This is a genomic window from Rhizobium sp. CG5, from assembly GCF_023701945.1.
Taxonomy (GTDB): domain Bacteria; phylum Pseudomonadota; class Alphaproteobacteria; order Rhizobiales; family Rhizobiaceae; genus Allorhizobium.
On the sequence record NZ_JABAEF010000001.1, the window covers coordinates 345,753 to 357,882 of the forward strand.

General features: G+C 62.5%; 12 protein-coding genes. 8 read left to right on the forward strand and 4 right to left on the reverse strand.

Annotated features, from left to right (window positions below):
* Positions 1–68: 68 nt before the first annotated feature.
* The 3 genes from serS (at position 69) to HGO38_RS01715 (ending at position 3,857) form a co-directional block, all read left to right on the forward strand.
* A complete protein-coding gene (gene serS, locus HGO38_RS01705) occupies positions 69–1,352 on the forward strand; it encodes a serine--tRNA ligase (RefSeq protein WP_250954189.1) in 1,284 nt (427 codons plus the stop codon).
* Between the two features lie 148 nt (positions 1,353–1,500).
* Complete coding sequence (locus HGO38_RS01710; RefSeq protein ID WP_502941488.1) at positions 1,501–2,142, forward strand: protein-L-isoaspartate(D-aspartate) O-methyltransferase; 642 nt, start codon at positions 1,501–1,503, stop codon at positions 2,140–2,142.
* 149 nt (positions 2,143–2,291) lie between these two features.
* The gene (locus HGO38_RS01715; protein ID WP_250954191.1) at positions 2,292–3,857 is read left to right on the forward strand and encodes a peptidoglycan DD-metalloendopeptidase family protein; all 1,566 of its coding nucleotides are present in this window, start codon (positions 2,292–2,294) and stop codon (positions 3,855–3,857) included.
* A gap of 70 nt (positions 3,858–3,927) precedes the next feature.
* Here HGO38_RS01715 and HGO38_RS01720 read toward each other — a convergent pair whose 3' ends face one another.
* Positions 3,928–4,797, reverse strand: coding sequence for an ATP-binding protein (locus tag HGO38_RS01720; protein WP_250954192.1), 870 nt, complete (start codon positions 4,795–4,797; stop codon positions 3,928–3,930).
* Positions 4,798–5,010: 213 nt separating this feature from the next.
* Between HGO38_RS01720 and yajC the strand changes: the two genes are divergently transcribed.
* From yajC to HGO38_RS01745, 5 genes are all read left to right on the forward strand, one after another.
* Positions 5,011–5,358 carry a preprotein translocase subunit YajC gene (gene yajC, locus HGO38_RS01725; RefSeq protein ID WP_250954193.1) on the forward strand — a complete coding sequence of 116 codons (348 nt, stop codon included), beginning with the start codon at positions 5,011–5,013 and terminating at the stop codon, positions 5,356–5,358.
* A gap of 64 nt (positions 5,359–5,422) precedes the next feature.
* A complete protein-coding gene (gene secDF, locus HGO38_RS01730) occupies positions 5,423–7,978 on the forward strand; it encodes a protein translocase subunit SecDF (RefSeq protein WP_250954194.1) in 2,556 nt (851 codons plus the stop codon).
* A 5-nt stretch (positions 7,979–7,983) separates the two neighbouring features.
* A complete protein-coding gene (locus HGO38_RS01735) occupies positions 7,984–8,370 on the forward strand; it encodes an Mth938-like domain-containing protein (RefSeq protein ID WP_250954195.1) in 387 nt (128 codons plus the stop codon).
* Positions 8,371–8,436: 66 nt separating this feature from the next.
* Complete coding sequence (locus tag HGO38_RS01740; RefSeq protein WP_250954500.1) at positions 8,437–9,249, forward strand: phytoene/squalene synthase family protein; 813 nt, start codon at positions 8,437–8,439, stop codon at positions 9,247–9,249.
* A 79-nt stretch (positions 9,250–9,328) separates the two neighbouring features.
* Complete coding sequence (locus tag HGO38_RS01745; RefSeq protein WP_250954196.1) at positions 9,329–9,787, forward strand: hypothetical protein; 459 nt, start codon at positions 9,329–9,331, stop codon at positions 9,785–9,787.
* A gap of 45 nt (positions 9,788–9,832) precedes the next feature.
* Here the strand turns inward: HGO38_RS01745 and trmFO are convergent, their stop codons facing one another.
* The 3 genes from trmFO to HGO38_RS01760 form a co-directional block, all read right to left on the reverse strand.
* Positions 9,833–11,251, reverse strand: a complete 1,419-nt coding sequence (gene trmFO / locus HGO38_RS01750; protein WP_250954197.1) for a methylenetetrahydrofolate--tRNA-(uracil(54)-C(5))-methyltransferase (FADH(2)-oxidizing) TrmFO — start codon at positions 11,249–11,251, stop codon at positions 9,833–9,835.
* A gap of 101 nt (positions 11,252–11,352) precedes the next feature.
* Positions 11,353–11,496 carry a DUF1127 domain-containing protein gene (locus HGO38_RS31100; RefSeq protein ID WP_168472761.1) on the reverse strand — a complete coding sequence of 48 codons (144 nt, stop codon included), beginning with the start codon at positions 11,494–11,496 and terminating at the stop codon, positions 11,353–11,355.
* A 260-nt stretch (positions 11,497–11,756) separates the two neighbouring features.
* Positions 11,757–11,903, reverse strand: coding sequence for a DUF1127 domain-containing protein (locus HGO38_RS01760; RefSeq protein ID WP_168472762.1), 147 nt, complete (start codon positions 11,901–11,903; stop codon positions 11,757–11,759).
* Positions 11,904–12,130 lie beyond the last annotated feature (227 nt).

The following is a 12,130-nucleotide window of genomic DNA, read 5'->3' on the forward strand; positions in this document are numbered from 1 at the left end:
CATTGCCCATGGGATCGGGCCGCTGGCAGGTCCGTTCCGATTTTTCGATTCAACGATCTGGAACGACGATGCTTGATATCAAATGGATTCGTGAAAACCCCGAGGCTCTTGATGCGGCGCTTGCCAAGCGCGGCGCCGAGGCCCTTTCGGCCGGCCTGATCGACCTTGACGAACGCCGTCGCTCCGCCGTGCAGTCCCTGCAGGACATGCAGTCGCGCCGCAATGCCGCCTCCAAGGAGATCGGCGCGGCGATAGCGCAGAAGAATTCCGAGCTTGCCGAAACGCTCAAGGCCGAGGTGGCGCATCTCAAGGACACCATGCCGGTGGCCGAAGAGGAGGAGCGCCGGCTCTCGGCCGAGCTGACGGATGCCCTGTCGCGCATTCCCAACATTCCCTTGGACGACGTGCCGGTCGGCAAGGACGAGCACGACAATGTGGTGGCCCGCACGGTCGGCGACAAGCCGCGCTGGAACCATCCGGCGAAAGAGCATTTCGAGATTGGCGAGGCGCTCGGCTACATGGATTTCGAGCGGGCGGCGAAGCTCTCTGGCGCGCGCTTTACCGTGCTGACCGGACCGCTGGCGCGGCTTGAGCGGGCGCTTGGCCAGTTCATGCTGGACCTGCACACGTCGGAACATGGTTATACCGAGGTCAGCTCGCCGCTGATGGTGCGCGCCGAAGCGCTCTACGGAACTGGCAATCTGCCGAAGTTCGAGGAAGATCTGTTCAAGACCACCGATGGGCGCTACCTGATCCCGACGGCCGAGGTCACCTTGACCAATCTGGTGTCCGGCGAGATCCTCGATCAGGAAAAGCTGCCGCTGCGCTTTACAGCACTCACCCCGTCCTTCCGCTCGGAAGCAGGCTCGGCCGGTCGTGATACCCGCGGCATGCTGCGCCAGCATCAGTTCTGGAAATGCGAACTCGTGTCGATCACCGATGCCGAGAGCGCGGTTGCTGAACACGAGCGGATGACGGCCTGCGCCGAGGACGTCCTGAAACGCCTGGGCCTGCATTACCGCACCATGACGCTGTGCACCGGCGACATGGGCTTCGGCTCGCGCAAGACCTATGATCTGGAAGTCTGGCTGCCGGGCCAGAACGCTTATCGCGAAATCTCCTCCTGCTCGGTCTGCGGCGATTTCCAGGCGCGGCGGATGAATGCCCGCTATCGCGCCAAGGACGGCAAGGCGACGCAGTTCGTGCACACGCTGAACGGTTCCGGCACGGCGGTCGGCCGCTGCCTGATCGCGGTCATGGAGAACTACCTGAACGAAGACGGTTCGGTGACCATTCCCGACGTGCTGCTGCCTTACATGGGCGGCCTCACAAAAATCGAAAAGGCGGCTTAGGACGCGCTAGGTTCGGAGTGCCCATGCGCGATCTTGTCAAACACTGCAGCATCTCGTTGACGCGTTTGAAAGGCGACATGACCGAAAATAGGGTTGAAGACCGCCTGGCGCAGGCGCTCGGGTTTGGAGTTGCCGCTTGAAAAGTGCGATGCTGGAGAAGGAAGGATTTGCCGCCCTGGTGCTTCGGCTGCGGGCAGAAGGCATTTCCGACCTCGATCTCCTGACGGCCGTGGAGCAGACGCCGCGCTCGAAATTCGTGCCGCCGCTGTTCACCGCCCAGGCCTATTCCAGCCACACGATCCCGATCGAATGCGGCGCGTTCATGGAGGGGGCCGATCTTGCCGTGCGGTTGCTGGACCGGCTGCATGTCAAGCCGGGTCAACGGGTAATGGAGATCGGCACGGGTAGCGGTTTCATCGCCGCCATCCTGGGCCGTCTGGCAGAACGGGTCGTGTCGATCGATCGCTACAAGACGCTGCTGTCCGCCGCGCAGACCCGGCTTGATGGCTTTGGCATCAGGAATGTCGTCTTGCGGCAGGCAGACGGCAGCAATGGCCTGGTCGGCGAGGGGACGTTCGACCGCATCCTGTCGACCGCAGCATTTCCGGTCATGCCGCGCGGCATTGCCGACCAACTGGTGTCCGGCGGTATTTTGCTGGCGCCACTGATGACCGAAGATGGCGGCTGCGTCATGGTGCGCCTGACGAAGACCGGCAGCCGCTTCGACCGGGAAGACCTGTTCGCGGTGCCCTATCTGCCCCTGACGCCGAAAATCGCCTCTTATTTGTAGGCTGCGCGGCATCGGGATTTTGTCGTGCTGTCGGGCAGGAGCCTTGCCTTTCTGCAAATAGTTCACGCAGATCCGGCGCGATTAACCCCACAGTAACACTAACGCGCTTTAATAAACCTACTAGAGTTCGCGTCGTAAGTAGGTTGTAAATGCGTATGAGTGTATCTCCGAAATCCGGATTGCCAGTCGCCCGCATGCTCGCGGTAAGCCTTTTGGCAAGCGTTGCTGCGGGTTGCAGCTCCGATGCGACGCGCTTCAGCGGTCTGTTTTCCAGCACAGACGATATCACCACGAGTTCCACGCCGCGCCGGAACATCACCGGTCTGAACGGCACGGTGCCGGTCCCGGACGGCGACATGGCCGTATCGTCGGTCTCGCAGCAGCCGGACTATACCAGCCGGCAGCAGGCGATGAGCCAGCCGTATCCGGCGCAGCCCGGCTACAATGCGCCTTCGAACGTATCGGCTGCCCGTATGGCGTCGGCGCCGGTCTCCGTGCAGCGGGCCGAGCTCTCTGCTCCGACCGGTCAGCCCTCGGCCATGCGCCCGCCGGCTCAGCCGTTCCCCGCCGAGCAGAGGGTCGCCGCGGCGCCTGCCATCGTTCCGCCCGAATCCGATAACCTGACGACCGGCAGCAATCCGCAGGGCGCCAAGGGCAACGGCTGGAGCACGGCCAATGCGCCACGCGTCGCACTGCGCCCCGGTGAAACCATCGGCACGCTGTCGGCCCGCTACGGCGTTCCGGAAAAGGAAATCCTGAAAGCCAACGGCCTGACGAAAGCGTCGGCTGCTGGTCCAGGCCAGACCATCATCATTCCAACCAATGGTGCCCGCGCCACGCCGGTGCGCGCTTCTGCCGACGGCGCGCTGCTGCCGGCTGGCCAGACACCGGTTCCCAACCAGGCGCCTGAGCAGAAGGTGGCCGTGCTGCCGGCATCGGGCACGTTGCGCGACAAGTCGCAGCCGGGTGACAATGCTGCCGGCAACAAGGTCGTCTCGGGCGACGGCAAGGCACCTCCGCCCGCCGGTGGCTCCTATGTGGTCAAGCCGGGCGATTCGCTCAGCAAGATTGCCAAGGCGACCGGTACGCCGATGGATGCGCTGAAGTCGGCCAACGGTATCAAGGATGGCAATATCCGCATCGGGCAGAGCCTGAAGCTTCCCGGTGCCGGCTCTGCGGCCGTCAATCCCGATACCGTCAAGACCGCCTCGGTTCCGGCCAAGACGGCCGAGCCCAGCAGCCCCGCACCGTTTGCAAGCCCTGCACCGGTCAAGACCCAGACCGTCAACGAAGTGACGGCGTCCGCCGACCCCAAGGACATCGCGCCGGAGTCGACCGGCATCAGCAAATATCGCTGGCCTGTCACCGGCGCCGTGGTGGCCGGATTCGGCGCCAATGTCGACGGCAAGCGCAATGACGGCATCGATATCTCGGTGCCGACCGGAACGCCGGTCAAAGCCGCCGAAAACGGTGTGGTGATCTATGCCGGCAATGGCCTGAAGGAACTCGGCAATACGGTTCTGGTGCGCCATGACGACGGCACCGTGACGGTCTACGGCCATACCGAAGCGGTTGGTGTGACGCGCGGCCAGAAGGTCCAGCGCGGCCAGCAGCTGGCAACGTCGGGCATGAGCGGCAACGTCAAGCGTCCGATGCTGCATTTCGAAGTCCGCAAGGACGCCACACCGGTCAACCCCATGACATTCCTTGACTAAAGTACTGCGTTTCAAGGAATTCTGAAGAAGGCCCGGATCCGTCCGGGCCTTCTTTCATTTCGGCTTGGTCTTAGCCGCGGTCCATGGATATGCGCAGGCGGCCGGCGAGATCCTGGATATATTGCCAGGCGACCCGTCCCGATCGGCCGCCGCGGGTGGTCGCCCATTCGAGCGCTTCGGCATGCAGCTGCGGCCTTTCGAGCGGCAGATGGAAATGATCCGCATAGCCGTCGATCATCGTCAGGTAATCGTCCTGGCTGCATTTGTGGAAGCCGAGCCAGAGACCGAAGCGATCGGAGAGCGATACTTTCTCCTCGACGGCTTCCGACGGGTTGATCGCGGTCGACTGCTCGTTTTCCATCATGTGGCGCGGCAGCAGATGGCGGCGGTTCGAGGTGGCGTAGAACAGCACATTGTCCGGCCGTCCCTCGATGCCGCCGTCGAGGGCTGCTTTCAAGGATTTGTAGGCCGTGTCGTCATGGTCGAAGGAGAGGTCGTCGCAAAACAGGATGACCCGGTATTCGGTCGCCTTCAGGAGGTCGAGAAGGGCCGGCAGCGAGGCAATGTCCTCGCGGTGCACCTCGACCAGTTTCAAGGCGACACCGGTCTCCGAGCGCACGGCGGCGTGGACCGCCTTGACCAGCGAGGATTTGCCCATGCCGCGGGCACCCCACAGCAGAACATTGTTGGCGGCATAACCTTCCGCAAAACGCTCGGTGTTTTCATGCAGGATGTCGCGCACCCGGTCGACGCCACGGATCAGCTGCAGCGCGACGCGGTTTGGCCGCACGACGGGTTGCAACCGGCTGCTGACGGGCGACCAGACGAAACAATCGGCCGCAGTCCAGTCGTTGACGGCGGGGGCGGGACCTGCCAGCCGCTCGACGGCGTCGGTCAGCCGGCGCAGTTCGGCCAGAATTCGCTCATTGATTTCGGACATGGCGTTCCTCCTTGAAAAGGCAGGAGAAGACCTCTCCTGCGGCATTTTCGATGGCGGTAGCATGGCGTTTTGGCATCCGAAAGGGTATGAGGCGGGGAATCGGTACGCACAGGGGCTGTTCTTGTTGCATTCATAACCGGCCCCACTATATTCCGGCAGCCGAAAGCGGACGGGATCAATCCCTCTTTCCACGCCATTCTCGAGGAGTTTCTGATGTTTATTACTGAAGCATTTGCGCAGGACGCAGCGCCGGCCATGGGCGGACTTGGCTCAGGTCTTGAGATGCTGTTCCTGTTTGCGCCGTTGATGGTGATCTGGTATTTTTTCCTGATCCGTCCGCAGCGCCAGCAGCTGAAGAAGCGCGAAGAAACCCTGTCGGCCATTCGCCGCGGTGACCAGGTGGTGATCGGCGGCGGCATCGTCGGCAAGGTCAGCAAGGTCATCGACGACAAGGAACTGGAAGTCGACATCGCCGACGGCGTCAAGGTTCGCGTCATGCGCAGCTTTGTTGCCGAAGTGCGCGTCAAGGGCGAGCCGGTCAAGGCCGACACACCCGCGTAACGGCTGTCCGGTCTTCCTGGTTCCAGATCGTCCTGATGTGACCTAACGCGCAATCGAGATCCGCATGCTGTATTTTTCCCGCTGGAAGACCGTTCTGATCTGGCTTGCCGTTCTGCTCAGTGTGCTGGTCGCTGTGCCCAATCTGTTCAGCGACGAGCAGCTTGAGGGCTTTCCCTCCTTTCTGCCCACCAAGAAAGTGACCCTCGGTCTCGATCTTCAGGGCGGTTCGCACATCATGCTGAAGATCGAATCCTCGGACATCGTCAAGGAACGGCTGGAAACGACGGTTGGCGACATCCGCAACACGCTGCGCGAGGCCGGTATCCGCTATACCGGCCTGTCCGGGGTCGGACAGGCGGTTCAGGTCAGGATCACTGACGCAAGCCAGATCGATGCGGCCAAGGAGGCCTTGCGGCCTCTGATCGAAGCGGTCAGTGCGGGAACCCTGACCGGCGGCTCCATTCAGGAAGTGACGATCGAGGACGGCGATAACGGGCAGTTGCGGCTGAACCTCACCGATGCGGGCATCAAGTACCGCATCTCGTCGGCGCTCACCCAGTCGATCGAGGTGGTGCGGCGCCGCGTCGATGAACTGGGCAATACCGAGCCTTTGATCCAGCGCCAGGGTGCCGACCGGATCATCGTCCAGGTGCCGGGCCTGACCGATCCGCAGCGGCTGAAATCGCTGCTGAACCAGACGGCAAAACTGTCCTTCCACATGGTCGACAGCAGCATGCCGGTGGAAGAGGCGATCAACGGTCGTCCGCCGGCCACCGCCGAAGTTCTTTACAGCCAGGACGATCCGGCCGTGCCTTACCTCGTTGAAAAGCGGGCGCTGGTTTCGGGTGAAAACCTGGTCGACGCCCAGGCGAGTTTCAACCAGCAGACCAACGAGCCGGTGGTGACCTTCCGCTTCGACAGCCGCGGCGCGCAGCGTTTTGCCCAGGCGACTCAGCAGAATGTCGGCCGGCCCTTTGCCATCGTGCTGGACGACCAGGTGATTTCCGCCCCTGTCATCCGCGAGCCGATCGTTGGCGGTTCGGGTCAGATTTCCGGTAGCTTCTCGGTCGAAGGCGCCAATGACCTGGCCGTCCTGCTGCGGGCCGGCGCGCTGCCGGCCACATTGACCGTGGTCGAAGAGCGCACGGTCGGCCCGAGCCTCGGTGCGGACTCGATCCGCGCCGGCGTGGTCGCCGGCATCATCGGGGCAGCACTGGTCGTGCTCTTCATGGTCGGTTTCTATGGTTTCTTCGGGGTGCTGGCCGTCGTGGCGCTGGTTGCCAACGTGATCATGATCCTGGCCGTGCTGAGCGTGCTCGGATCGACGCTGACCATGCCCGGCATTGCCGGCATCGTGCTGACCATCGGCATGGCGGTCGACTCCAACGTGCTGATCTATGAGCGTATCCGTGAGGAATATCGCAGCGGTCGTGCGCTGATCCAGTCGATCGATACGGGTTTCAGCAAGGCTTTCGGGACGATCGTCGATGCCAACCTGACGACGCTGATCGCCGCCGTTGTTCTGTTTTTCCTAGGCTCGGGTCCAGTTCGTGGTTTCTCGGTGACGCTGGCCATCGGTATCATCACCACCGTCTTTACCGCCTTCACGCTGACCCGCTGGCTGTTTGCCGAATGGGTGCGCCGCCGCCGTCCCAAGATCATGCCCAAGGGTGTGCGTACCGGCATGTTCGACGGGACGAATATCCCGTTCATGGGCATTCGGCGCTACGTGTTCATTCTGTCGGCCGCGGTTTCGCTGGCCGCGCTGGTTGGTTTCTCGACGCTCGGCATGAGCCTTGGCATCGACTTCACCGGCGGCTCGATCGTCGAGGTCAAGTCGCGATCCGGCCCTGCCGATATTTCCGATATCCGCACGAGGCTCAGCGAACTCAATCTCGGCGAAGTTCAGGCCCAGGGCTTTGGCGATCCGCAGAGCGTGCTGATCCGCATCCAGGCCCAGGAAGGCGGCGAGAATGCCGAACAATCGGCGATCAGCCTGGTGCGTGCCGAACTGGAAGATGCCTATGAGTTCCGCCGCGTCGAAGTGGTCGGTCCGGCGGTGTCGGGCGAGTTGACCCAGACGGCGACGCTCGGCGTTCTGGTCGCGCTGGCGGGAATTCTCGTTTATATCTGGTTCCGCTTCGAATGGCAGTTTGCGGTGGGCGCGATCATCGCCACACTGCATGACGTGATCCTGACGATCGGTCTTTTCGTATTGACCGGGGTCGAGTTCAACCTGACGAGCATTGCGGCGGTGCTGACGATTGTCGGCTATTCGCTGAACGATACCGTCGTCGTTTATGACCGCATGCGCGAAAACCTGCGGCGCTACAAGAAGATGCCGCTCGACGTGCTGATCGATACCTCGATCAACCAGACCCTGTCGCGCACCATCCTGACCTCGGTCACAACAATGCTGGCCCTGCTGGCGCTCTATATCTTCGGTGGCGAAGTCATCCGCTCGTTTACCTTCGCCATGCTGTTCGGTGTTGCCGTCGGCACGTTCTCGTCGATCTATATCGCCGGTCCGATGCTGATTGCCTTCAAACTGCGGCCCGAGAGCTTCCAGGATGAAGGCGACGGCAAGCCGGATGCGCTTGCCGGCAAGGCGCAGGTCTGAGCGGCATGAGCAAGGGGATCATCGTTCGCGAGGCGCATTTTCCAGGTCGGGCGCCGATCGATGCCTATGGCAATGGCGGCTTCCGCTTTGCCGATATGTCGCATCGCGGCTCCTTGCTGCTGCTGCCCTCCGGCGTCTACGGCTGGGACGTGGAGGAGGGGCAGGCGCTGGAGACCGCGCTGTTCCAGCGCTTGCTGGACGAGGCCGGGGATATCGAGGTGCTGCTGGTCGGCACCGGCACAAAACTGTGCTTCCTGCCGCCCGATCTCAAAGCCATGCTGAAGGGGGCCGGCATTTCCGCCGACCCGATGAGCACCGGCGCTGCGGTGCGCACCTACAATATCATGCTGGCCGAAGAGCGCGCCGTGGCCGCCGCGCTGATCGCGGTCTGAACTCGGGGCAGGGGTTTTAAGTATTTGACCAGCGTTGAGACCAGCGATCAGGATCTTTGCCTTTCCATGCTGCGCGATACGGATCGCGACCGCTATCTCGCCTGCCTGCTGTCGCCTGCCGACACGCGCGGGGCTCTGGCCGCGCTCTATGCCTTCAACGCCGAGATTGCCCGAGTTCGCGACCTGGTGAAGGAGCCTTTGCCGGGCGAGGTGCGTCTGCAGTACTGGCGGGATCTATTGGCGGGTGCTGCGCATGGCGCAACGGCTGCCAATCCTGTGGCCGCGGGCCTGTTGCAGGCCATCGCGCGCCATCACCTGCCGCTAAAACCCTTGCTCGACATGGTCGACGCCCGCGTCTTCGACCTCTATGACGACCCAATCGGCGAGCGTTCGGCGCTGGAGGGCTATGCCGGCGAGACCGCGTCGGCGGTGATCCAGCTGGCAAGTCTTGTTCTGGATGGCGAGGCCGCAGCCCGCAGTGCAGACAGGGCTGGCCATGCCGGCGTCGCCCAGGCGATTGCCGGTCTGCTGCTGCTGATGCCGCAGCATCGCGCCAGGGGACAGGTCTATGTGCCGAGCGAAATCCTGGCGGCCACCGGGCTTGACCGGGACAGTTTTCTGGCCGGCCAGGAGCGCAGCCGGATTTCGGCAGCCGTCGAGGCCTTTGCCGGCCTCGGTCTCGACCATCTGGCCAAGGCGCGCAGCCTTGGCCGGCCGGACGCTTCGATTCTTCCTGCCTATCTGCCGGTTTCGCTGGCCGGGCCGGTGCTCGGTCTGGCGCGGCGGCGCGGCGCAGATCTTTTCGACAGGTCTTTGCAGCCGCCGCAATGGCGCCGGCAGATCACGCTTTTGCGGGCGGCCTTGACGAAACGCTATTGAGGGCGTCCAAATTCGCACAAGGCTGGCATCGTACAGAGCAGCCAGAAGCCGCAACGACGGCACCATTCGGAGGCTGACCGTGGGCTTGGTGACTTGGATACTGATCTTGTTCGCTATGGTGCTGTTCTCGTATTACGCTGCGAGAATGGCCAAGCGAAATACCGATGACGGAATCCGGGACGCGGGCCTAGCCATTCTGGAATTCGGCCGCGCCTTTCCCAACGAGGCGATCCGCAGCCTGCATGTGACGGCCGATGGCGGTGCGGTGTTCGTGCGGTTGCATGACAATAAGGCGGGCTTCATGCGCAATATGCGCAGCCATTATGCCTGCCACCTGATCGAGCCCGGCACCGTGCGGGTTCGCGATCTCGCGGACGGCCGCAGCTTTGCGATCGAATTTCTCGATGCCCCCTACCACAATGGCCAATTTACCTTCACATCCCCGATGGAGGCTGCCGAAGTCTCGCTGTGGCTGCTCGGCAATTACGTCTCGGCGCGGGATCTCGATCAACTGGCCGGACCGGCCGGCGCCTCCTGAGGCGATCGGCCGGCTGCCGGGTCAGCTCTTAGGGCTCGGTCGGCGTCATTTCTGCCCGAGCCAATGCCGGCAATCGGCCAGGGCGCGGGCGGCGACCAGTTGCCGCTTCATGACCGTCTTGTCCTTGCCGCGGAAGCGCTTGACACCCTCGGGCTTGACGATGGAGCCCGGCTCCAGCTCGGGGAACAGGCCAAAATTGATGTTCATCGGCTGAAACGAGCTTTTGCCCGGCTCGTCATCGGAGACGATATGGCCGCCGGTGATATGGTTCAGCAGGGCGCCCAGCGCCGTCGTTGCCGGCGGCAGGTCGAGCATTTCTCCCTTGCGGTCGGCGGCGGCGAAACGGCCGGCCAATAGCCCGATCGAGGCGCTTTCGACATAGCCTTCGCAGCCGGTGATCTGGCCGGCAAACCGCAGACCCGGCCGCGATTTCAGCTGCAGGCTCGGGTCGAGCAGAACAGGCGAATGGATATAGGTGTTGCGGTGCAGGCCGCCGAGGCGGGCAAATTCCGCCTTTTCGAGGCCAGGGATCATGCGGAAAATATCGGCCTGGGCGCCGTAGCGCAGCTTGGTCTGGAAACCGACCATGTTGTAGAGCGTGCCGAGCGCATTGTCCTGGCGCAATTGCACCACGGCATAGGCCTTGACGGTTGGATTGTGGGCATTGGTCAGGCCCATCGGTTTCATCGGGCCGTGGCGCAGGGTCTCGCGGCCGCGTTCGGCCATGACCTCGATCGGCAGGCAGCCGTCGAAATAGGGCGTGCCTTCCCATTCCTTGAAACCGACGGCATCGCCGGCGATCAGCGCGTCGATGAAGGCATTGTACTGGGCCTCGTCCATCGGGCAGTTGATATAGTCCTTGCCCGTGCCACCCGGGCCGACCTTGTCGTAGCGCGACTGATACCAGCAGATGTCCATGTCGATGCTGTCGCGGTGCACGATCGGCGCGATGGCATCGAAAAATGCCAGGGCATCCTCGCCGGTCTCGGCCCGGATCGCCTCGGCCAGATCCGGCGAGGTCAAGGGTCCGGTGGCGATGATCGCCTGGTCCCAGTCCTTCGGCGGCAGGCCGGTCACCTCCTCGCGCCGCACGGTGATCAGCGGATGGGCGGCAATCGCCTCGGTCACCGCTTCGGCAAAGCCGTCGCGATCGACAGCCAGCGCGCCGCCGGCCGGCACCTGGTGTTTGTCGGCGCAGGCCATGATCAGCGAGCCGGCCAGGCGCATTTCGGCATGGATGACGCCGACCGCATTGGCGGTGGCATCATCGGACCGGAAGGAGTTGGAGCAGACCAGCTCGGCCAGGCTGTCGGTCTTGTGGGCATCGGTGCCGCGGGTGCCGCGCATCTCGTGCAGAATGACCGGTATGCCGGCCTCTGCCGCCTGCCAGGCGGCTTCCGAGCCGGCAAGGCCGCCGCCAATGACGTGAATGGGGAGAATGGTGTTGTTTGCTGTCTTTGTCATGGGCGGTCTCTACCATGACCGATGCACGGTTCCAATCGGCCCCGAATCAAAAACGGCGCCATGAAGCGCCGTTTCAACAAACTCGGATCTGACCGCAGGAATTAGCGGAAAGAGCGAGTGGCAATGTTGCGGATGTCGTAGCGGGTGATGCCGATATCCGACAGGGCCTGGTTGGACAGGTTGCCCAGTTCGGACATCGTGCGGCGGTAGCTGATCCAGTTCTTGGCAATGCGAAGCGGGTTCATGGTCGTTTCCTCGGGTTCAATTTCTTGGCTGATCGGTTCGTCCGCATCAGCGATTGGTGTTCTTATACGCCTGTAAAACAAGATTGTGCAGTGCAAATTGTGAGCGACTGCTATGCAAATGTGCAGTGCATTGCTGCTGTTTTACGCAATGACTATTTAAAAGGCGTGAATCCGGAGGGCTCAAGGCATAAAAAAAGCCTCCCCGGAGGGAGGCTCTTTGGTCTGATCGTCGATAGCTTAAAAAGGCTATCGAAACCGGATCAGGCGCCGATGGCGTTGCGGGCAACGCGACGGATGTCTTCGCGGCCGATGCCGAGGTCGCGCAGTTCGCGGTCCGACATGCGGCCGAGTTCCGTGATGGTCTGACGATACTTGCGCCAGTTGGTCAGCGAACGGGTGATGTTCATGATAAGCCTCTTTCGATTTGGCCCTTTGCCCTAACCGGGCCGGCCGTTGATTTCATGAGCCGAATATATGCTGCGGCGCATCAATCCAAAAGCGCTAAAGCCAGATGTCACCTATGCATCGCTCGCATAGCAATAGACTTCAGTGTTAACGTTTGATCAATTATTAGGCGTTTGCGCAGGAGTTGATCAGGCAAACGCGAGGAGGCCGCCGTGCTTGGCGCGTCAAT

Bases quoted from the DNA above. Each gene is read 5' to 3' on its own strand.
- HGO38_RS01710 (WP_502941488.1), top strand. From the start codon at position 1,501: ATGCTGGAGAAGGAAGGATTTGCCGCCCTGGTGCTTCGGCTGCGGGCA.
- serS (WP_250954189.1), top strand. From the start codon at position 69: ATGCTTGATATCAAATGGATTCGTGAAAACCCCGAGGCTCTTGATGCG.
- HGO38_RS01740 (WP_250954500.1), top strand. From the start codon at position 8,437: ATGCTGCGCGATACGGATCGCGACCGCTATCTCGCCTGCCTGCTGTCG.
- secDF (WP_250954194.1), top strand. From the start codon at position 5,423: ATGCTGTATTTTTCCCGCTGGAAGACCGTTCTGATCTGGCTTGCCGTT.
- HGO38_RS01720 (WP_250954192.1), bottom strand. From the start codon at position 4,797: ATGTCCGAAATCAATGAGCGAATTCTGGCCGAACTGCGCCGGCTGACC.
- HGO38_RS01760 (WP_168472762.1), bottom strand. From the start codon at position 11,903: ATGAACATCACCCGTTCGCTGACCAACTGGCGCAAGTATCGTCAGACC.
- trmFO (WP_250954197.1), bottom strand. From the start codon at position 11,251: ATGACAAAGACAGCAAACAACACCATTCTCCCCATTCACGTCATTGGC.
- HGO38_RS31100 (WP_168472761.1), bottom strand. From the start codon at position 11,496: ATGAACCCGCTTCGCATTGCCAAGAACTGGATCAGCTACCGCCGCACG.
- HGO38_RS01735 (WP_250954195.1), top strand. From the start codon at position 7,984: ATGAGCAAGGGGATCATCGTTCGCGAGGCGCATTTTCCAGGTCGGGCG.
- yajC (WP_250954193.1), top strand. From the start codon at position 5,011: ATGTTTATTACTGAAGCATTTGCGCAGGACGCAGCGCCGGCCATGGGC.
- HGO38_RS01715 (WP_250954191.1), top strand. From the start codon at position 2,292: ATGCGTATGAGTGTATCTCCGAAATCCGGATTGCCAGTCGCCCGCATG.